General features: G+C 56.0%; 11 protein-coding genes and 2 pseudogenes. 9 read left to right on the top strand and 4 right to left on the bottom strand.

What is annotated here, in order from left to right:
• A partial coding sequence (locus KHU29_RS02600; RefSeq protein ID WP_211451102.1) for an IS66 family transposase occupies positions 1–435 on the top strand: 435 nt, incomplete at its 5' end.
• A gap of 49 nt (positions 436–484) precedes the next feature.
• On the opposite strand, the gene KHU29_RS02595 is transcribed toward KHU29_RS02600, so the two are convergent.
• Entirely contained in the window at positions 485–1186 is a 702-nt protein-coding gene (locus KHU29_RS02595) for a hypothetical protein (RefSeq protein ID WP_211451101.1), read from the bottom strand.
• Positions 1187–1691: 505 nt separating this feature from the next.
• On the opposite strand from KHU29_RS02595, the pseudogene KHU29_RS22490 reads away from it, so the two are divergent.
• The 8 genes and pseudogenes from KHU29_RS22490 to KHU29_RS02560 all read left to right on the top strand — a co-directional run bounded on the left by KHU29_RS22490 (position 1692) and on the right by KHU29_RS02560 (position 8764).
• Positions 1692–1999 (top strand): annotated as a pseudogene (locus KHU29_RS22490) (DUF3293 domain-containing protein).
• A gap of 1024 nt (positions 2000–3023) precedes the next feature.
• Positions 3024–3233 carry a hypothetical protein gene (locus tag KHU29_RS02585; protein ID WP_211451099.1) on the top strand — a complete coding sequence of 70 codons (210 nt, stop codon included), beginning with the start codon at positions 3024–3026 and terminating at the stop codon, positions 3231–3233.
• Between the two features lie 74 nt (positions 3234–3307).
• Positions 3308–3406: pseudogene (locus tag KHU29_RS22485) on the top strand (zinc-ribbon domain-containing protein); the annotation flags it as partial.
• A gap of 417 nt (positions 3407–3823) precedes the next feature.
• A complete protein-coding gene (locus tag KHU29_RS22110; protein ID WP_246541362.1) occupies positions 3824–4453 on the top strand; it encodes a hypothetical protein in 630 nt (209 codons plus the stop codon).
• A 14-nt stretch (positions 4454–4467) separates the two neighbouring features.
• Positions 4468–5148 carry a hypothetical protein gene (locus KHU29_RS02575; RefSeq protein WP_211451097.1) on the top strand — a complete coding sequence of 227 codons (681 nt, stop codon included), beginning with the start codon at positions 4468–4470 and terminating at the stop codon, positions 5146–5148.
• Positions 5149–5181: 33 nt separating this feature from the next.
• On the top strand, positions 5182–6324 hold the full coding sequence (locus KHU29_RS02570; protein ID WP_211451096.1) for a zinc ribbon domain-containing protein: 1143 nt from the start codon (positions 5182–5184) through the stop codon (positions 6322–6324).
• 81 nt (positions 6325–6405) lie between these two features.
• Complete coding sequence (locus KHU29_RS02565; protein WP_211451095.1) at positions 6406–8223, top strand: zinc ribbon domain-containing protein; 1818 nt, start codon at positions 6406–6408, stop codon at positions 8221–8223.
• A 64-nt stretch (positions 8224–8287) separates the two neighbouring features.
• Positions 8288–8764, top strand: a complete 477-nt coding sequence (locus KHU29_RS02560; RefSeq protein ID WP_211451094.1) for a caspase family protein — start codon at positions 8288–8290, stop codon at positions 8762–8764.
• 37 nt (positions 8765–8801) lie between these two features.
• Here the strand turns inward: KHU29_RS02560 and KHU29_RS02555 are convergent, their stop codons facing one another.
• The 3 genes from KHU29_RS02555 to KHU29_RS02545 all read right to left on the bottom strand — a co-directional run bounded on the left by KHU29_RS02555 (position 8802) and on the right by KHU29_RS02545 (position 22608).
• Complete coding sequence (locus KHU29_RS02555; protein ID WP_211451093.1) at positions 8802–9035, bottom strand: hypothetical protein; 234 nt, start codon at positions 9033–9035, stop codon at positions 8802–8804.
• Complete coding sequence (locus tag KHU29_RS02550; protein WP_211451092.1) at positions 9032–21532, bottom strand: hemagglutinin repeat-containing protein; 12501 nt, start codon at positions 21530–21532, stop codon at positions 9032–9034. Before KHU29_RS02550 ends, KHU29_RS02555 begins: the two co-directional genes overlap by 4 nt.
• A 92-nt stretch (positions 21533–21624) precedes the next feature.
• On the bottom strand, positions 21625–22608 hold the full coding sequence (locus KHU29_RS02545) for a hypothetical protein (protein ID WP_211451091.1): 984 nt from the start codon (positions 22606–22608) through the stop codon (positions 21625–21627).
• Positions 22609–22625 lie beyond the last annotated feature (17 nt).

Here is a 22625-nt window from a genome sequence, read left to right as displayed (position 1 = left end):
TACACGTACCGGCTGCGGCAGGAGCACAGCCGTCCGGTGTTGGACGCCTTTTACGCCTGGCTCGTCAAGAACCAGGCGGAGGTGCTGCCGAAGTCGCTGATCGGCAAGGCGATCGGCTATGCGCTGGGTCAGTGGAAGTATTTGATCCGCTACGTCGATGACGGCCGCGCAGCTGTCGACAATAATGTCATTGAGCGCGACATCCGGCCGTTTGTGATCGGTCGCCGCGGATGGCTCTTCTGTGACACCGTGGCCGGTGCGCGTGCCAGCGCGATCGTCTACAGCCTGATGCTCACCTGCCGCGCCTGCAATGTCGAACCGTACAGTTACCTGTGCCACGTTCTGGCAGAACTGCCGCAACGCCAGCCGGATGCCGACGTCATGGACCTGCTGCCGTTCAACTTCCAGCCGCAAAACGCGACAGCCGCTGGCTAACTCGGCCAGCGCCATGTCCACGCCAGTGGCCGTGTGCTTAATTCAGCGCTTACGTTTCGCTCGCCTGAACCTTATCCAACAAACGCTGCAGTTCCTTGTTACTCTTGCGCAATTGCTGGCGCAGTCCGCTGATAAAACCTCCCATCAGCGCGAACCAGGGCAGCGTGAGCGCAAGTGCCAGCCACTGTAGCAGCTCCAGACGCAGGTCCAGCGACTGCGGCTTGAAGCGCCATAGCAGGCCGATTACACTGCCGTAGGCGCCCAAAATACCCATAGCGTAAACCAGCAATGCCCTGCTCGTAAGCTGTAGCACGCTGAACAGATACCCCATCAGCAGAAGCACCAGGAACACAGACCTCCCACCCTCAGCCTCGTACATGGCTAACAGAGAAACCAGAGACGAAGCCAACATTTGCGGAACGGCGAGATTCGGATCGCTGAACCGCAGATTGAGTCCGGAGCGAAACAGAATATAGAAGGCGAGAATCGCAAGCAAAACCAAGGTGGTACTTCGATAGAATGCGGCGCCAGATAGAACGCCCTGCAAATAACAGGCAAACAACAAACCGATCGCCAAGACCGACGTCCCGGCCGCCATTAAATAACGACGCATGCGTAACGCCTGCTTGGGGTGGTCGTGATAACCCAAGAAAATATTCAGCCGTTCCAGCGTCCGATCGAATCGTAGGGCGTCTTCTCCAACTTCGTCTGAGACGCAATCGCCGAGAATTTCTTGGTTGTCGTAGCGCATGGCCGAGTGGTGTCCGCGATTTTGTGATTGGGTTGCTGTTTAATTCTGCGGCATGCGCTCATCAAAGGGTAAAGCGCAATTAGCGCCTCCCAGTTCTGAATCGACATCGTCTCTTTTTTATTCTGACATATTGCTTGATAGTACCGTTGTATCAATGCATCGTCATCAGGAAATGCGCCTCCCTGCTTCAGTTGCAGCACATTCGTCCCGCAAGACAATTGGAGCGTTCCCAGCAGCTATTCACTAGACCACGGCATTGCTTGCCAGCAAGATAGTTATTAACCCGACCTGTTAATATTGTTACATTAAAATGCACAGAGCAGCTCCTGGGCAAATTAGGCGGCGCAGACGAAAAACAATTGCAATCCCAGTGACTAAAGATCTATGAACAACCCTGCCCCAATTTCTCCGGAACTGGCCCAGGCTTACGCCGACGCCAACTACCGCGTTGTAGACCAGCGCGCGAACTTCACTATGCATCCCTGCGAATACTCCCCCGGAATTGATGACGCTCCATCTCGACAACGACACACTTTCGTCGGCGTTCTTGACCGCCTACAACCCGTTTTCGAACATCGTTACGGACGCGGAAAATACGGCCCCGCATCGTACGCTCGAGGCCGAACTGGCCGACCTCGGATTAACGTTCCGGGCGGTTACGGCTGCGACCGGGACGGCGCGTGGCCTAAAGAAGTGAGCGCGCTCGTTCTCGGGATCGATTTCGAAACCGCAAAAGCGATTTCGATGAAGTACGGCCAGAATGCGTTTTTATTCGCAGCCGATGATGCTGTGCCGAGATTGATTCTGAACTGATAACGGATGCGTTTTGTGCGATTCCTTCCGGCGCCGATCGCCCCGAGATCGAAACACTCACGAAACCGCCCCTCTCGCCCGACATCGAAGACGGCCTTTTTGCTTTCGGAAAGTTTCGGCGCCATGCAGGCCGCCTAACGTCGTCGAGTGAAGGTCCTCGTCCCCTCCTCCGGCGCCGATCTCCATGACGTCGTTACCCCTCACGAGAACGAGACACGACGCCACCGGCAACGAAAAAAGCGGCTATCAACACAATGAGATTTCGAGTTGTTGCAATACAAACCAAACGGAGCTTCTTTTTTAGCGGACTTATCCACAAATTTCAACGGATAAGTCTGTGAATAGATCGACCAAACGCAACACTTACAAGGGCTTGTTGTGATTGCTATTAATTTTGGCAATGCGTCCTCCTCAATCCGCTTCCGAACTGATCCGCGCGCGCCTACATTCGCTGCATTTCTTGCGCGCGAGAGCAACTTGAATGCCAATCATTTTTTACATGCTTGACAACATCGCACTGAATTTTAAAACCCGCTACTGCGATCAGATCCAGCGATATTACAAACAGCGCCTCCCATTCTGAGCGATGGCTCAGCTTTTTAGACAAGAAAAACCGGTGCAATAAACATATTACTGTTTGCGAAGAGCAACAGTTCGGTTAGTATGCAGAACGATTGCTTTTATGTAACTACGGTATTGCGCCGTGCAACATGCTTCGGTTAATCCCGATAGCAAAAATAAAGCCAACCAAGATCGCTGCGCACTCGACTAATAATTTGAACGAATTATGGCCTCACGAACTGAACTACAACTGCATGAGCTTGTGGCAGAAATGAAATCTCGCCACCCAGTTCGGGCGGAGAACGCTGCACGCTTGTTTTATCTGGAAATGCACGAGAAGTTGCGCTGGTCGCGAAAAGCTAGGCCTGCCGGAACAATCAAAGGGTGGGCTGCGCTTGCGCAAAGGAAACTCTTACCATGTATTCGTAGTCACGGTGCCACGACTATTGACGGTTAAACAAACATGGCTAACTTCACCGACGACGAATTACATGATCTCATTCCGGATTACCTGAATAACAATCTGGGGGACGATCGTCGCAGCGCGGTCGCTGCGTATCGGTTCGCGCCGAATTCATCGGTGGACCAGATGGACAGATGGGAGACTATCGGATTGCAGTGCCAGACGGAACATCTCAAACAGCAATTGCTGCATTTAAAGGAAGCGGTTTGATACTCAACGCTGCTGAAGAAGCTAAGTAGACAGGAAGTCGTAAATGGCACAACACATAATACGAGGAATAATTAATGGCTAGCTGTGGCAAATGTGGCTCCGAAAACAAGGATGGCGCCAAGTTCTGTAAGTCGTGTGGGATACCGATGGCCGAATTGGCCGTAGCGAAAAATTCCTGCCTCTCATGCTCTGCGCCGCTTGTTCCTGGTGCTAAATTTTGCAAGAAGTGCGGTACTACCGTTGCGTCAAGCTCTTCACCCGAACCTTTAACCTCCCCTTCCAACGAGAAGAGTCCCGTCGCATTGAACGGAAGCGCATCCCGTATCTGTATCTCATGTTCCACGTCGCTTGTTCCAGATGCGAAATTCTGCAAGAAGTGCGGTACCACGGTCGCGGAAACCTCATTGCCCACATCGACGGCAGTCCTGCCTCCGGAAAGTGCAAGCGAATATTCTTTGCCGCTGCCTTCGATGACAGCCCCGGTGGCCGCGCCCGAGCCGCAACCGGCGCATCGTGAACCTGCTGTTTCTATCAGTTCCCCAGCCATTGCGAAATCTCCCATAACACCAGCTCCAGTCACGGACGCTTTATTGAACGTGCAGCCCTCGATATCGACGTCAAAGTCATCGCGCCTGGTGATCGGGATTTCGCTGGCGCTCGTTGTCGCTGTCGCAGGCGGTGGCGGCTTCCTCTGGTGGAAAACCAAGCAGTCAGACACGATCGGGACACCCGTCCTGACAGAACCGGCAAAGGCCGTGGTCGCCATCGATCCTCCGCCGTCGGCTTTGAATGAATCACCTTTGCCACATCAAAACGTGGCTCCAGTCGTTACTGCCGCTCCGGAACCGGTAGCTGCCATCCCTGCGGAAAAGCCTGTTTCTGCGCCTGAGTCGGCGCCGATGCCTTCTCCAGAGCCAGCGACTGCAGAGGCTCCGGCAACTGCACAGAAGCCAGTTGCAGTGATCAAGATCGCGCCGTCGATTACAAAACCCGCGAAGGCTCTGGTGCCGACCGACGTTCCTGATGCCATGTCGGGCAAGATCACGGTGCTGCTGGCAAAAGCCAATAGCTATATCGCCAACGGCCAGTACGACAAGGCGATTGCGACGGCCGAAAGCGTGCTCGAGCTGGACCCAACCAGCAAGGGCGCAAAGGCTATGCGCAGCAAGGCAAAAGCTAAGCAAATGGATGCGCTTAAATCCGGCAGTTCAATCGAATAACCTAAGGGAATCCCATGAAATTCAAGAAAACGATCTGTGCAGCATGCGTCGCCACTTTTTTCATCAGTGGCTGCGCGACGCCAGGTGGCGATCCAGCAACAAGCTCCGAGAACAATACCGCGGCACTCCGTTGTGCTGCATTTGGTGCCGGCGGCGCGGTTCTGGGCGCGGTTCTCGGGGGTACCCGTGGTGCCGTCAAGGGTGCCATCGCAGGCCTGGCGGCGTGTGCCGTCGTTGAAATCGCGTCCCGGCAAACCAAGACTGCGGCGGAGGTCGATCAGCAGTACAAAGTCAGCAATCGCAACCGACTCCCACCAACCGCCAAAATCGACGCTTATGCGACCGTCGTCACACCTAACGGCGCGGTCAAGGCTGGAGACGCCATCAAGGTCCAGTCGACCATCCGCGCGGTGTCAGGTACCAACGAGCCGGTACGCGAGATCAAAGAGGTACTGGTCGCGTATGCACCGACCGGCGAGGAATTCAAGCGCGGGGAAAAATTGGTCAACGATACCGGTGGCAGCGGCGAATACGACAACAGCTTTACGCTAAAACTGCCACAAGGGGCACCGCAGGGCATCTATAGACTGCAGACGCAAGTTTTTCTCAACGGCAGACCAGGCACCATGAAAGAGTCCGCCATGCAGGTCGCCGAAATTGACGGCATGCCTACCTTGGCATTGCTCGATCGCTGATCCAGAATAATTAGACATTCAACAGGGAAAATCATGACATCAACCGAACAAGTCGCACCCACTTCCTACGGCCTGCTCCGCGCGGCCGAAGCTGTCACCAATTGGCGCGCGCTGGCGATGACCGGCCTTGCCGGCCTCGTGTTTTTTTTGTTTATCGCGCTCAGCAGCTGGTTGATGAAAAGTAGTGTCGTGCTGGGTGGTTTGTTCGGAATCGTGAGCCTGGTCGTCGGATTGATCGGCTATTCGTCAGTAGGCATCACACTGATGCGACGAGCACAAGGGCAGGAAGCGAGCTTCACGGATGCGATACTGCAGGCGGTCTTCACCGTGCACCGCCTTCTAGGTGTAGGCGTACTGTTGTTTCTTGGATTCCTCGGCGTGGTGCTGGCTGCGCTTCTGGTTCTTTTCATTTGCAAGATTCCCGGACTCGGTGTGTTCCTCTATAGCTTTGCCCTGCCGATTCTCGCGGTGGTTCTTGGAATGACCATTGCGGGCATGTTTTACGTTGGCTTCCCGCTCGCGGCGCCAGCCGTATGGGAAGGCAATACCGCCTTCCAGACGGTCGCACGTCTGGTAGTCATCGTCCGCCACCGCCTGTTGGCAGTCATCACCAACCTGGTAATCCTCTCACTGCTCGTGATGTTTCTTTCTGGCGTAGTCTCGTTTGTCTTGTTTTCAGGTTATTCCACGTCAATGGGACTTTCGTCTGCTGTCGGCATTAGTCCGTTGGGGGGTATCGCCAGCCTGTTTCGGGGCGTGACGGGCGGCATGATGTACGGTCCCATGGGAATGGGCGGAATGGGTGGAATGGAAAGCAGCACATCCTATACAGGCGCTTTCGGGTTCGCCACGGGTCTGCTTTTGACTATCGGTTTGACCATCCCGTTTCTGACGTTCATCAATGGTACGTGCCTCATCTATTTGCAGACTGTAGATGGCCTGAATTTCGGTGAGACCGAGGAGAAGATGCGCGAACACGTAGTGGAAGCCAAGCGCCGGACCCAGGAGGCGCGAGATCGTGCAGGTTCCAAGCTTCAGGAGGCAAGGTCTTCGGTGCAAGCGTCGTCGAAGCAAGGCTCGACCGTCGTCGCAGGTCGGGCATGCCTTAAGTGCAGCGCGCCGCTCGCTCCTGACGATATGTTCTGCGGTGAATGCGGCGTCCAAAACCCTGTCTGATTGGATTTGCAAGTCGGGGAAGCGAAGTGATTTTCGATCGCGTCAAGGGTTAAACAGTTTAATTTTAGCTAGAGCCATTTTATGAGTTACGAGTTTAATCCCGAAAGTCAGGTGTTCGAATTCCCGAACCCGTACAAGGTTCAGAACCTTGCCATCATCATCTCCGGCGCGTTCATGGTCTTGGCCGGAGCAGCAACGATGCTCATCGTGCGAGACCGTATTGCGCACGGCCTCGATGGCCGTGCGCTCGCTGTTGTCGGGATTTCCATCTTCCTTCTTCTCTTTGGTATCGGACTTCTGGCGCGCGCTTTCACCCGATTGCGTTACTTCTTCGGGCGTAACCGGCCTGACAATCTGGCGCCGGTGGTGGGCACCGATCAGGATGGCGATTCGAAAATTGCGGGCATATTCAAGGAGACGCTACGCCAGAATGCGATAACGTTTCGCGAACCAAAGGGACCACTCAACGGTTTATTGTATTCATGGTTGCCGCACCTTATTTTTGCGCCGGACGTGATTCAACGTACCGCCCAGACCCAGTTCTACAATTTCCTGGCTTTGGCGACTACCTTTGTCAGCTTCCTGCTTTGCTGGTTCGTGTTTGGGCAAGGTCCGGCAAATGGCTGGATCGGACTTGGCTATGGTGCGTTTGCGTTCCTTCAGATTATGCGCCCGATGGTGAAACAATCAGGGCCTGCAGCGACCCCGGTCACCGACGCGGCCAACGTTGGTACGGGCAGTCTGATTGTGCTTATCGTGCTTGCCGTGCTCGGGCCGGTGATTCTTGGTGTCGCCGCATCGCATCTTCCAGACCTTGACGGGCTTTCGATCAATGGCGTGGTCCTGGTTGCGCTCGTGTGTGCGCTCATTGGCTGTGGAGTCTTCGGCCTTGCTCTGAAAAACCAGCTTCGGCCATCGCCTCAGACAGTGGGATCTGCCCGGGTAACGGAGACGGTCACCATGAACGCGCATCCGAACAAGCTGATCGAAGAACTGGACAGGATTCTGATGAGTCGTTGGTACAGTCGTATCCCCAACAGGCGTTACGCGCGCCGCTCCCCGGTGATTAGCGGGCAGCAGGGCCCGTTCGGCGCCGAGATTTTTGAGGAAACACAGCCCCGGCCACAGCCAGATCGAATCGCGACCGGCGTTGGTCACGCGTTGTCGATGCCGCAGTTCTTTTGGCTCACCTGCCTGACAGGTCTCGCGATGATTTACCTCATTGCGGGCACGATTGCTACGGTATTGATCACCCGAGACATCCTTGGCGGTGAGCCAATCGCGACCATCACGGCGTTTGCGGTGAGTCAAATGGTGGTAGGGATGTTCTGTTACGGCGCAGCACATGTGCTGTGGGGGCGTTTCGACTTCGTCTCCGAGTTAATCTGGGTCAATATCAACGGTAGCTTTGAGTCGGCGCAGGTTCATATCGGCAATCAGCTTTCCGGAAATGTTCAGACCACCAAAACCGTTATTAATACTGAAAGCATGACCATGCGTGTTTGGGTCTCTGAGATTGATACAGTCATATTTGGCAAGGATGCGGCACGCCAATTGATCGGCATGCGTGGCTTACAAAATATTGCCGACGAGCTAGCGGCTGGTTTAAAGGGTTTTGGTGAGACGCGATCAATGGTGGTCGCCCCAACCTCTAATCAGGATTTTGAGCGCGCACAGAAGATCGGGATGATGCACAAGGTTATTGCGGGATCGAAGCCGAATGTACCTGATGAACGGTTGGCTGCGGCATTGATTGCCACCGGTACGAAAAGCAATATTGTTACTCCTGATATCGCGGAAGATGATTTCCTGCAACGCAATTTCTGCACGCATTGTGGCGCTGGCGCCGATCCTGACGCCAGCTACTGCGGGGAATGTGGAAAACCGACTGCATCTTAAATTTGAAAGCAATTCCTTGATGACCAGGTGGATTACTTGCATTTTTCGTCACAGATTGAGCGCTATGCTGCGCAAAGTTGACCCGGCCAGAGCCAAGAATTTGGAAGCCTGCGGATGGGCAATCGTCGAGTTAGCAAGAGCACATGATCTTCCGCACCAAATGATTGCGCTAGTATCAAGGCGGCACCCACATTTTTTCCAATACGTGCGGGTTTCATTAGCCATTATTTTCCTTGCCTGGATGAATGCAGCTTCTAGTGCCGGTAATTCAAAACGAATCGCATTAGTGATTGGTAACAGTCAGTATCTGCATTTGGCGAAGCTGAATAACCCGGAAAACGATGCCCGCGCAGTCGCCATCTCTCTACGAGAAGTAGGCTTCGTCACCACCCAAGCCAATAACCTGTCGCACGACGCACTGATTGAAGCAGTAGCTATTTACGCGTTAGCCACAGTCGATGTTGTCGATGACTTGTATATCCCTAGACTCCTTGAGCTTGCTAACACGGATGTGTTATTGCAAGACCTCTTTTATTCCTGACCCTTTTACTCCGAGTCGGGAGAAGCCCAGGGATTCATCAGTCGATGAATCCCGCCTTACGCGCGTACTTAGGCAGATGGATTAATGCCAAAATTGTAAATACCACAAAGAGAGGACCACCGATCCATATCAACGCCGTAGTTTCTTCTAATTTGAAAGCGATACGGCAGCCTGCAGCAATCACAAAAGCGTAAAATCCTCCTGCAAACAAGGAGAGGCATCCTACTATGATTGCTCCACGTGTCGTTGAGTAGATTTTCTCGATGTTCACTTGTTTCCTCCGGCTTTGCTAACATCGTTAACGACGGTAACACCTTGTGATCCTACTCCAAAAACCATTACTGCTTGAGTAACACCATAAGGGTATGGGAGGTTTGAAAACGGGAGCATTTTCACATTATTAAAGCCGGTTGTGGTTGAACCAAATATTGATTTCGCGCGATCAATCCCATCAGAAGCTCCGATCATCTTAGGTACTGGGACAGTAAATGAAGCAAGAGTCGCTACTAAATTTAGTGTGTCATATGCAGTATTTCCCCATGCTGGCATAGCTTGATTGAACCCGTATCTCAATGGATTTACCCCCATTGCTGGATTGCCAATATAAGCGTTATACAAAGCATTCCCCCCTTCCATCATGTTACTAGAGCCAAAGGCTGTCATCGGCGCACCGACTAAACATCCGGCGCCGGTTTCGCACAGTGCGACGCCAGCAGTTGCGGTGCCCCATCCCGTTACCACTTTGAGACCGTTTAATGCGACTGGAATATGGGTTGAGAACACGTTATCAAGGATTTTATCCGGCGTCGAATATACAAACTGCCCCAGCGTCTGTTGCGATTTCACCCAGGAAATTTCATTTTTCAGGTCATATGCATCCATCACGCCGACATAGTTTGCGTTATAGGCGGCACTACCTTCCTGATATTGTGCCCAACATTTCACTTCATAGCACGCCGCCTTGGTCAAGCGATCTTCTTCGGCCTTATTGCCATTGGCTTTTGCCTTAATTTTGACCTTTTCATCGTCGTGCAAGGCTCGATTGTTTCGATCTGCAACCAACCCAACATTTGCGCCAGCCGCAGCACTCTGCATACTGCCGCCAGCCAGCGCCCCCGATGCAGCACCGACCAACGTCGCCCCCAGATTCATCATGTCATTGAAGGCCTGCGTTCCAGGCTTATAACCTTGACTGACCAAATAGTCGCTCATGACTGGGACCATCGCTTCATAGCCCATGCCGGCCGCAGCACCAGCAGTTGCATTACCTCCACCGATCTTGGCTTCAATCAACCCGACCATGCCATGCAACGCGATTTTTTCTGGTGAGCCGTCCGGCCATTTGTTACTCTTAGCCACATCGCCCACCACATTGGCCAACACCGAACCCACCAGGCCGGCAGCACGTTGATTCTCCTGCGCTTTCTGTTGTTGTACCTGCAGCTCCTGCGCCTGCTGCAGCGTCAGTGTGTTGGCCAGCGTGGCATTAGCGGTAGCCGCATCACGGCTGGTGAGGGTCGTTGCATTTGCCTGGCTCTGCGCATCTTTGGCAGCGTCGCCGCTACCCGTGATGGTGACAGTGGCCGGACTGATGACGCTGTTAGTGCTGCTGCTTTGATCTCCATTCTTAGGCATGCCGATGCTGCCATTCAGATTGCCCAGTACATTGCCCAGTACGTTGCTGGCGATGCTGCCAGTCGATGCACTGACGCTGACGCTCTCGGATTTGGTATGCTGGCTATTGGTCAAATCGCTGGTAGTGAGGCTGGCGGTTTGCAAGCTGTTCTTGTCAGCCGAGGCGGTGCTGGTGATGCCAGCGCCTTTCAGGTCGGTGTTACCCTTGACCCTGATATCAAAGCCGTCGCTACCGGCGGCGATACCACTTTGGCCTACAGCGCTTTGGTAATTGTGATCGACCGTTTGTTTAGCGTAACTGACACTGCCGCTGACCATCTGGCCGACACAGATTGGCGGCACGCAGATACTTAAACTGAAGCCGCCGTTTTCTTGCTTGCTGTCGAAATTGCTCTTATCTTGCAGGGTCCAGATGTTCATGTTTCCGCCAATATCGGCCGTGACCTTGTTCCCTGCCAGTTGCGCACCTTTCAGATTGAGATCGCCGCCGCTCTTGACGCTGAGCTGGTTGGTGGCGCTGATCTGGGTGTTGTCGTAGGTAGTTTCACTGCCGTTGGCATGGCCCTTGGAGACAGAGGCGCCAATCTGGAAACTGAGGCCGGTCTGCTGGCCGTTGGAACCCAATGTGGCGCCGATGCCGACACTGCTGCCGCTATTGCTCGACTGCAGATCGGTGGTGTTCTTGGCGGCAATCAGATTGATGTTTTTGGCAGCGTCGAGCGCGATGTTTTGCGCTTGCAGCTTGGTGCCTTCCATATTGATATCGCCTTCCCGGGCAGTGATATCAATGCTGCCGGCCTGTGCCGTGGTGCCGCGTGCCTGGGTTGCGCTGTTCTTGCTGTCCTGCTTGCTCTGGCTGGTGCCGAGGTTGACGCTGATGCCGAAACCAGCACCAGCGCCGGCTTTGCTAGGGTCTTCCTTTACTCCGTCGAGAGCGCTCTTGGTGGTATCAATGCTGCCCTTGGCGGCATCGACGGCACCCGGAAGGGCGCCCGCGAGCTTGTAGGCGTCATAACCGGCTTTCAAGGCGAGCGCACCTTTCAGGCGATCGTTGCTGGTGTTCTGACTCGCGGTGACCGCATCGCCAATGCTGGTGAGGGCACCACCGATGGCGCCGGTCAGGCTGCTGCCTAAGGTTACGCTATGGGTTTCGGCATGAAACTGGCTGCTGCTGCTGTTTTGGATAGCCTGCAGATCGACGGCGTTGCCGGCGATGCTGAGCTTGTCCTTGGCGATTAATTCGGCGCCCTGGGTGGTGACATTGCCATGACCGGTCCCCTGATATTGCTTGTCCAGGCCGGCCTGCATGCTCAGGTTGCCGCCATTGGCCGATATCAGGCTGGTGCTTTGCACGGTACTGTCGCCGCTGCCGTTTTGTGCCGCGCTGACTTGACTGTAATTCGTGAAGCGGAAATTGGCGCCACCCAGGACACCGAAACTGGTGCCGCTGCTGTGACTATCGCTCTGCGAGGTTTGCGTATTGGCCGCAGCCAGGACATTGATATCGCGTCCGGCGTAGATGCCGACGTCTTTATCGGCGGTAACCGCACTGGCGGTAATCGTGGTGTCGCGGCCACTGCTAGTGTGGATATTGGCGCCGCTGATATCGCTGCCAACCTGGGTGACGCTGGTGCCGTTCTGTTTTTGGTTTTGGCCGCTGTTGCCGAAGCTGACGCCGGTCATGAAACTGCCCGAGAAACCGGATTTCTTTTCTTCGGCCGAGAAACTGTCGGAGCTGGTTTGCTGCGCACTAACGATATTCAGGTCGCGTCCGGCGTTGATGTTCAGGTCGCTCTTGGCAATCACCTGGCTGCCTTGCACCGTAGTATCCCTTCCTGATTGGATGGTAATGGCGTTGCCGGTCAGACTGTTGCCAATCGCTGTGGTAGAGGATCGATTGTCTTGCGAGCGGCTGCTCGAGGACGAAAACATCCCGCTGGAAGTGGTGTAAATCGCCCGGTCGCCAGTAGTTTCCTGTTGCGCTGCTGCCAGCGTGATGTCGCGTCCGGCGACCGCAACTACCTGCCCGCCAGCATTGGCGGTGACCGCGGTAGCAGTGAGATCGCGGCCAGCCGCCATCGTCAGATTGCCGCCCGTACTGATCTGCGTGCCGCTGACCTGGGTTTGCCTGACGTACAGATGGTTATCTCGGTCATAGGTAAGATTTTGCTGCTTCTGCGTGGTGACCGCAGTCAGTTGCAGATCCCGGCCAGCCGAGAGCTGGGCGTCGCCGGTGGCGTTGATCTGCGCGGCCTGTATTGTCAGGTCGCGGCCGGCGGCGATGGAGAGCTGATCGGCGGTAACGCCGGCGACGCGGCTGAGCGTGCTGGTGTGGCCTTCCTGGTTATCGATACTTACGGTGTTGGTCGCCAGCGTGACATCGCGTCCGGCAAGTATGCCTACGCGGTGGCCCTGGATGTTGCCGCCGTCGTTGAGGATGTTGTTCTGCGCGACCAGCAGAGTTGCGCCATCTTTGCCCGTGCTGCGGATGTTGCCGGTGTTGGCGATGTCAGTCGCCTGGATGATCATGTTGCTGGAGGCTTGCAGCGTGCCGCCATTCTTGAGTGTGCCGTTAACGGTGAGGTCGATGTCTTGCCCGGAAATCAGGGCGCCGGTCATTTTCAGGTCGCTGGCGTTGGCGCGCGCGAGATAAACCACCGGCGCCAGTACCTGTGTCTTACTGCCGTCTGGCAGCGTCACCGTTTGATTCACGAGCCAGACAATATCGGAAGTCAGCGCTGCCATTTGTGCGTCGCTCAAGGCCATGCCGGGAGCGATGTTGAATTGCTTGGCGTTGGCAATGCCGGAATCCATCAACCCCTTGAATTCGTCTTCCGCGCTAGCGTAGCCTGACAAGGTGCGCCGTCCCGTCAATTGCATGACCTGGTCGGTCACCATTTTTTGTTCGTAGAAGCCGTCGCCCAAGCGCTTTTGCACCTTTTGCGGCTCGAGCGACAGGCGCCCCAGCATGTAGTCGCTGGAGATGAAGTTTTTGTAGCCGGTAAACACCGGATCGGTTTCTACCAGATAGTGCTGTCCGGGATTTGCCTGGATTGTGAAAAGCCGATTATTCGGCAACGCCAGGTTGGGCAGCGGATTACCGGCGCTGCCAATGGTTTGATTGCTGCCGATGGTGCTGGTGCCTGCACCAGCCTTGCCTCCGGCGGCAGCGATCGTGGAACTGGCGCCGCCCGCACCGGTATCGCTGCCAGCTTTACCGCCTGCTGCTGCAACACCCTGATTGCTGCCGCCAACACCGGTATTGCCACCTGCCGTGCCGCCTGCTGCGGTAATGTCGTGATTGCTGCCACCCACACCGGTATTGCCGCCAGCGCTGCCGCCCGCTGCGGTAATGTCGTGACTGCTGCCGCCCACACCGGTATTGCCGCCTGCACTGCCGCCTGCCGCGATAACACCGCGCGCGCCGCCGGCGATGGTCTGGCCGCCCAGATTGCCGGACAAGGCGATACCGCCCACGGTCGGTACATTGACGCTACCCACGCCCTGGCCGAGAGCCGGATTGCCGCTGCTGTTCGGGGCGGTGTTTTGCTGTACGCTCCAGACCGCCAGATCTAACGGAGTGGTCGGTTGCACGACATCGTAGGCAGCGCCGTTATTTTCATACGTATAGTGGTTCTGATGTGGATGACCCTCTACCCAATGGTAATAATTCTCACCGGCGAGCATATGATTGACAGTGTCGGTTTCCCCTGTCGCACCAATGTTGTTGATGTTGCCAGTGGTGCCCGACAGCGTACCGCCGGCAATGATAGTGCTTTTGTCATTGGTGATATTGCCGGACAGGACCATGCCGCTGCCTGAACTGATTTTTCCCGGGTCGCTACGGGTGACGACCGTGTTCGAGACAGTCTGGTCGTATTCGCGTTTAGAAAATTTTTCGTAGCGACCGCCAGTCGGATCAATCAACACGATGCCGCCGTCGCCACTGTCGCCCCAGGTCAGTTGATCCGGGGTGTACCAGATGGTCGAGTCATACCAAGGGTTGTATAGGGTAACGTGCTTAGTCTTGCTGGGATCTACCTGTATCGCCGTCGTGAAGTGCGCGTTGAGGTTATTCAGTTGCGCGGTCTGGAAGGTCAGTTTGCCGCCGGCATCGATGGTGGCGGAGCTGTTGGTGATGCTGTCTGCTATACCGCTTGCCTGGCGGTTGGCGTCGAGCGCGCGGCCGAACGTCATGTCGCCCAGGCTTTGGATGATGGCGTGCTCGCGGTTGATTACGCTGGCGGCACCGATATTGATGCTGTTGCGCGCGGCAATCGCACCGGCCTGTCCGCTGGCGAGATCGATATCGTTGGTCAGCGATTGTGCGCCGATAGCAATGTCGTCGCCGTATATCCGGCCGGTGTTGGTGATGGCGTTGGCGGCCAGGATCGTGGTTGCGCCGGCATTGATCAGGCCGCTGGCCTGGTTGTCGACGTTGGCGGCACTTACGGTCAAGCCGTTGACGGAGGTCAGCGTGCCGGTATTGGTGAGGTTACCGGTAGTCGTCAAACTCAGGTTGTGGTTAGCAGTGAGAGTGTTACCTGCCGTATTGGCGTAGTCGCCTTGCAGATTGATGGTTGCATCTTGTCCCGCAATCACTTTACCGTTGCCCACGATGGTGTTGGCATTGATGCTCAGATTGCGGCCGCTGGCAACGGTGCCTGCGATGTTGTTCAGATCGCTGGAGGTAGATAGCGCGATATTGCTGCCGGCGCCGGCCGTACTGCCGATTAAGCCAAAAATGTTATTGATGCTGGCAACGCTCACGCTGATGTTGCCGGCGGCGCCGATATTGCCGCCTACGTTGGTCAGGGCTGCACCGCTTTGATTGAACTGCAGGTTTTGCGCGGCATACAAGGTGCCGGCATTGTTGTTGAGCGCATTGCTAGCTAAGGTTAGATTGCCGGTGGCAACAACTTTCCCTTGCTGGCTATTGTCAAAATTAGTGGTGTTGATGCCGACATCGCCATTGCCGCCGATGGTGCCCTGATGACTGACAATCTGGCCGCCGCCGTTGATTTGGGCAAGACCTGCGCCGCTATTGGCTATCCGCCCCGCCGTGTTATCGATACTGGTACCGGATACGGTCAATGTCGCCGTGCTGCCGTTGGCTTCGATGCGGCCGTTGCCATTGTTGATTGCGCCGGCGGCGCTGGCGTTGACGCTGGCTGCGCCCTGGATTACGCCATTGGCATTGGTGAGCACGCCATTCGACTGCAAATTCAAATTGTCTTTGCCGTAGACGGTGCCGCCGCTATTGTCGAACGACCCGGCGTTCAGGCTGACTGTACCGGAACCGCCGATAAAGCCGCCGACGTTATTACTGACTGTATTGTCGATGCCTTGCGAGGTGGTGATGCTGAGAGGCGCCGCACCAATGCCCTGGACCGTGCCGCCAGCGTTGTTCAGGCTTTGCGCATGCAGCGTGATGGCTTGCTGCAACGCCTCGATCTTGCCCATGGCATTGTTGATCTGGCCGTTCACCGCATCCAGGTTCAAGCTGCTGCCGCCGATATAGCCGCCGCCACTATTGTCGACGCCGCCTTGGCTTGCCGTCACGGCCAGCTGTTGCTGAGCGAACAGGGAGCCGCCGCGATTGGCAATGCTGGCTGCGCTGATGGTCGCCTGGCCATTGCTGCCGATGCTACCGCCTTGATTCGACAGATTGCCCGCGCCATTGCCGACGTTGAGCGTCAGTTTGCCGTTGCCGGACAGCGCGATGGTGCCGCCGTCGTTGTTCAGCGTTTGCGGCGTCAGGGACAAATCCGTGCTGCCGGTTTGCAGCAGTCCGCCGTTGCTGTTGTCGAGTGTCCCTGCGATGGCGATGGTCGAGGCATTATTGCCATATTGAATAATCTGGCCATGCTGGTTGGTCAGGTTACCGCTGTTGATGGCCAGCTGGTCAGCAGTGATCTTGCCGCTGGTGTTGTCCAGCTGCGCTATTGTCAACGCTACTTTGGAGGCGTCGATGACGCCGCCGGCGTTTTTCAGGGACGCGGCATTGGCGTTCAGGTTCTTGCCTGCGGCCAGACGGCCGTTGCTGTTATCGAGGCTGTTGGCAATCGTACTGGTGAGATTATTACTGGCGGTAATTTTTCCGCTGTTGACGACGCTGCCCGCAGTAAGTGCGACATCGCCATTGCCGCCGATGACGCCGCCTGCTGCATTGGTGAGCTGGCCGCTGGCATTAAGCGTGAGGCCGTCGGCATTCAGGGATGTGATGCTGCCGGCGCTATTGTCGATATTGGCGCCGCTTACCGTTAATGCAGTGCCGGATTGAATTGTCCCTTGCGCGTTAACGATGTCACCGCCAACGTGAAGATTCGCCTGGGTCTTCGATGTGATGCTACCTGTTTGATTATTCAAGCTACCGGCGGTGAATGCCAGTTGGCCATTGCTGCCGATGCTGCCATTTTTGTTGGAGACGAGCCCCGCGCTGCTGAGTTTCAGGCCGCCGCTACCTGCATGAGCAATCGCGCCGCCATCGTTATTCAGCGATTGCGACGTCAGGTTCATATCGACGCCATTCGTTTGTAGCAAGCCGCCATTGCTGTTGTCGAGCGCACCGGTTAGCGCGATAGTCGTGGCATTGCTGCCGTACTGCACGACCTGGCCGTGCTGATTAATCAAATTACTGCTGGTGATAGCCAACTGGTCGGCAGTAATTTTGCCGCTGGCGTTATCCAGTTGCGGTATCGTCAGCGCGACCGTGGCGGCATCAATGGCGCCGTTGGCGTTTTTTAAAGACGCGGCGTTGACGTTCAGGTTCTTGCCTGCGGCCAGACGGCCATTGCTGTTGTCGAAACTGTTGGCAATCGTGCTGGTCAAATTGTTGCTTGCAGTGATCTTGCCGCCATTGATCGCATTGGCAGCGCTAAGCGTGACATCGCCATTGCCACCGATGACGCCGGCTGCGGCGTTGGTAAGCAGGCCACTGGCGTTGAGCGTCATGCCGTCAGCATTGAGGGACGTGATGTTACCGGCGCTATTGTCGATATTGGCGCCGTTCACAGCCAATGCGCCACTGGACTGAATCAATCCCTGAGCATTGCTTATATCGCCGTTAACGTGAAGATTGGCTTGGGTTTTGGATGTGATGCTGCCGGCCTGATTGTTCAAGCTACCGGCATTCAATGCAAGCTGGCCGTTAGTACCGATACTCCCGCTTTTATTAGAGAGTGTTCCATTGCCATTACTCGCATTGATTGTCAGCGTGCCGCTGCCCGCATGGGCAATCGTGCCACCGTCATTGATCAGGGTTTGCGGTGTCAGGGACAAATCTGCACTATTGGTCTGCAGTAGTCCACCGTTGCTGTTGTCGAGCGTGCCGGCTACAGCGATGGTCGTGGCATTGCTGCCATACTGTACGACCTGACCGTGCTGGTTGGTCAGATTGTTGCTGTTGATGGCCAACTGGTCAGCCGTTATTTTGCCGCCGGTGTTATCCAGTTGCGGGATCGTCAGCGCAACCGTGGCGGCGTCGATGACACCGTTGGCATTTTTTAAGGACGCTGCATTGGCCGTCAGGTTTTTACCTGCGGCCAGGCGGCCATTGCTGTTATCGAAGCTGTTGGCAATCGTGCTGGTCAGGTTATTAGCGGCTGTAATCTTGCCGCCGTTGATGGCACTCGCAGCGGTAAGCGTGAGATCGCCGTTGCCGCCGATGATGCCTGCGGTAGCATTGATGAGTTGGCCACTGGCATCGAGCGTCATGCCGTCGGCATTCAGCGATGTGATACTGCCGGCGCTATTGTCGATATTTGCACCGCTAAGTTTCAGTGCACCGCCGGCTTGAATTAAGCCCTGAGCATTGTCTATATCACCGGCAACGCGGAGGACGGCCTGGGTTTTTGACGTGATGCTGCCGGCCTGATTGTTCAGGCTGCCTGCATTCAATGCCAACTGGCCGTTGGTGCCGATGCTTCCGCTTTTATTCGATAAATTACCTGCGCCATTGCCGGTATTGATTTTCAAGCTGCCGGTGCCGGCATGGGCGATCGTGCCGCCATCGTTGATCAGGGTTTGCGGCGTCAGGCCCAGATCGGTGCTATTGGTTTGCAGCAGACCGCCGTTGCTGTTGTCGAGCGTACCGGCTACAGCAATGGTTGCAGTGCTGCCGTACTGGATGACCTGACCGTGCCGGTTGGTCAGATTGCTGCTGGTGATGGCTAGCTGGTCAGCGGTGATTTTGCCGCTGGTGTTGTCCAGTTGCGGTATTGCCAGCGACACCGTGGCCGAGTCGATGACACCGCTGACGTTCTTCAAGTTCGCGGCGTTGGCATTCAGGCTATTGCCGGCGGCGAGGCGGCCGTTGCTGTTGTCCAGGGTGTTGGCGATCTTGCCGGTCAGGTTATTGCTGGCGGTGATCTTGCCGCTGTTGACGGCATTCGCTGCGGTAAGCGTGACATCACCGTTGCCGCCAATAATGCCACCGCTTGCATTGGTGAGCTGGCCGCTGGCGTTAAAGGTCATGCCATCGGCATTCAACGAGGTGATGCTGCCGGCGCTATTGTCGATATTGACGCCAGTCATTGTCAATGAAGCGGCAGACTGGATCAGTCCCTGAGCATTGCTTATGTCGCCGGCTACACGAACAGTAGTTTGACCGGCTGAAGTGATCTTGCCGGCTTCATTGTTCAAGCTGCCGGCACTCAATGCCAGTTGACCGTTGCTGCCGATATTGCCGCTTTTGTTGGAGATTGCTCCTGCGCTGTCGAGCGTCAGAGTTCCGCTGCCGGCATGGGCGATCGTACCGCCATCGTTGATCAGGGTTTGCGGTGCCAGGCTCAGGTCGTTGCTGTTGGACTGCAACAACCCGCCGTTGCTGTTGTCGAGCGTTCTGGCGACTGCGATGGTGGCGGCATTGCCGCTGTACTGGATCACCTGGCCATGCTGATTGGTCAGGTTGTTACTGTGGATGTTCAACTGGTCGGCAGTGATTTTGCCGCTGGTATTGTCCAGTTGCGGTACCGTCAGCGTCACCGTGGCGGCGTCGATGATACCGTTGGCGTTCTTTAACGACGCTGCGTTGGCCGTCAGGTTCTTGCCGGCGGCCAGACGGCCATTGCTATTGTCGAAGCCAGTCGCAATCGTGCTGGTCAGATTATTGCTGGCGGTGATCTTGCCGCTGTTAACCACATTGGCAGCGGTGAGCGCCAAATCGCCGTTACCGCCAATGACGCCACCGCTTACATTAGTGAGCTGGCCACTGGCGTTGAGCGTCATGCCTTCGGCATTCAACGAGATGATGCTGCCGGCGCCATTGTCGATATTGACGCCACCTACCGTCAGCGCGCCGCCGGATTGGATGTTGCCCTGAACGTTGGCGATATCACCACTCACGGCCAGGACTGTTTGCTGGGCCGAAGTCAGTTTGCCGCTATGGTTATCCAGACCGGATGCGGTGATGCCGATTCTGCCGTTGCTGGCGATAGAACCCTGTACGTTGGTCAATACCCCGCTTTGAATCGTGGCGGCGCCGGATCCGGCATGATTGATCTGGCCGCCGGTATTGTTCAGGGCGCCCGACTGGATGTGCAGATTTTGCGCGTTGGTGGTGATCGCACCGGTACTGTTATCGAGTGCGCCGCTGGTCGCGATGCTGGTATCGCCGGCGCCGGACTGGATAATGTTGCCGCCGGTGTTTGACAGGCTGGCCGAATTGCTGCTCAGTTGCGAGACGTTGATGCGGCCTTGATTATTGTTGATGGCCCCGCTGGCATTGAGGGTGGCGACACCAGCCGATTGCAGGTTGGCGCCGGTATGGTCGATGTTGCCGGCGCGGGCTGTCAGACTGGTGCTGCCGTTAGCGCTGGTTTGCGCATGCGCCAGATTGAGGCTGGCGCCGTCCATGGCGATATTGCCGCCGGCAGTATTCTGGCCGGTGGCGCTGATGCCGGCGCCAGCAACCAGGTTCAGGTTACCTGCCAGGGTAGCCTGGCCGTTGGCGTCAATCCCTGCCGCGAGTATGCCGGAAGAGTTAATGCTGCCGCCAGAGAGGTTCAGGTCGCTTTGTGCGGCGATTGTGCCCCTGTTGCTGATCTGTCCGGCACTGGAAATTTGCGTGCTGTTTCGACTGTACAGCGTGCCGCTGTTATCGACGCCGTCGATTGTATTGATCGTGACACGCCCGCTGGCATTGGTTTTGCCGTTGAGGGTAACCTTACCCTGACTGTCGATATTCAAATCACCGGCCTGCGCAGCGATATTACCGAGACTTGCCACACCGACGCCCGCTTCAGTGCCGATCAGGCGGATTTTATTGGCATACATGCCGCCCAGTTGAGATACGTCGATACCGACCGTTGGCTTGGCGCCTTCGCCCTGTATCACCTGCACCCCGAGGTCGGCGTAGTTGACCTGATTGCTGCCGGTGACGACATTCAGGTTATTGGCCCACAGCTGGCCGTTTACCTGCACGCTGCGGGCAATCAGATCGAGTTGATCGGTGTTGGCGGCGTTCAGGCCGTTGATCTGGATATCGCCGCGCGTGACGCGGAAAGCGTTCAGGCTGCCGTCGCCGCCGAACACCGGCGTACCGGTGGTCAACGCACCACGGCTGGTATTGATGAAGCCGCAGTTGCTGCAAGTGATGCCGTTCGGATTAGCGATAATCACCTCGGCGCGCTGGCCGGCGACTTCGGTATAGCCGTTCAACTGGCTGCGTCCAGAGCCGGTGACTTCGTTCAGGATGATACGAGCGCCGCCATTTGCCAGATTCGGATTGCCGTCCACATACCCGCCTTGCTGGGTTTGCGTGACAGTGCGAGCGTTGTTCAGAATTGCCCCATTGGGAGCGACATTGAACTGATTGTATTGGTTGTGCGACACGCCGGCGGCGCTGGGCGTGGTGATTTGCACCAGTGGCCGGCCGTTGGCGGTTTGATCGACCGTGGGGCGCCGTGAGCCGGCATTCGGATCGGCAACGATTTGGGCATTGACCACCGTGACGGCGCCGAACAACGCAGCAATCGCCACCCCCAGATGCACCAGGCGCATCAGGGGTGAACTGGTTACCCCGGATTCGCCATTTGCCCCCGTTCCCTTTCCCTGGCTGGATACGTTCTCAGCGACCGCCATCAACATGCCACGGTTTTTATTGAAAATGACGCGATAGGCTTGCTTGTTCATAGTGAATCCAGGGTAGGAAAAAGGTGGTGTCGAGTGCCATCGTCAACGGCAGCAGACGTTAACGAGGAACCGGGCATGGCTGAAATGTCGCGTTATTGTTTGCGCAGCGCCACGGCGATGAATTGCTGCGCCATATTGGAATTCAGGTAGCCGCCAAATTGGAAAATGGCGCCAAATTCTTCTGCATTGGGACCGAAAAAGCGCAGCATGTTGCTACCGCCACCGAGTCCTAATCCACTGGTCATCGCGGGACTGTTAAATGTGTGATTCAACGCGTAATAACTGACTCCGGTGTACGTCAATGTGCTGGCGAATTTACCTGGATCAACAACGGACGGCGTACCACTGCTCTCGATAAGGACGGGATTGCCAGAAACGGCGATAGTGATTTTTTGGGCGGCGTAATCTACCGTGGCGACGACATCTGATGTGTACAGCGCGCGGCCGCTACTACTCGTCACTCCGGGTGTATTGCTGCTTTCCATCGTGTACTGGAACGCCGTCCCGGTATAAGTCGCTGTGCCGGTAGCCGGCCACGTCACGGCAGTAAGATCGGTCGGATAACCTGCCAGGTCAAAGCCGACTACGGTTGGATCGTCGGCATTGCGCCAGGCGACGTTTTGCACCATCTTGGTGGCATTCGGCGCCAGTATCCTGATGCTCTTGTTCGCAGCGCCATTGCTGATCGAAAACAGGTGGCTTGCTACTACACTGCCACCAGGCAAGCCAGATGCGAATGTGAAGTTGATACCAGGTCCGGTATCTTGGGTGCCCGAGGGTTGATGCACGAATGTCATATTGGCAGACGCATCAATAGTCGCCCCCAGATCTACTCCTTCCGTCACCCCTTTGGTGCTGAAGTCGATACCCATGCGGGTGAAGGCCAACGTATTGGCCACGGGTGTGACCACCGGCGTTGTCACTGGCGCAGCGACAGTTGGCGCGTTGGAGCCGGCATTGGCGGTCCCGCTGCTGTTATCTCCGCCGCCGCCGCATGCACTCAACGCTCCCAGGAACATCAAGGCAGTGATATTTTTCAATTGAAATACGGCGTTTTTTTGATTTGTCGGTTGCATGTTCTTATTCTCTTTTT

Origin of the sequence: Collimonas antrihumi (assembly GCF_018304965.1) — a bacterium.
Lineage (GTDB): Bacteria > Pseudomonadota > Gammaproteobacteria > Burkholderiales > Burkholderiaceae_D > Collimonas > Collimonas antrihumi.
Note: the sequence above shows the minus strand (reverse complement) of the source record. Positions and strands in the feature narration are given on the sequence as shown.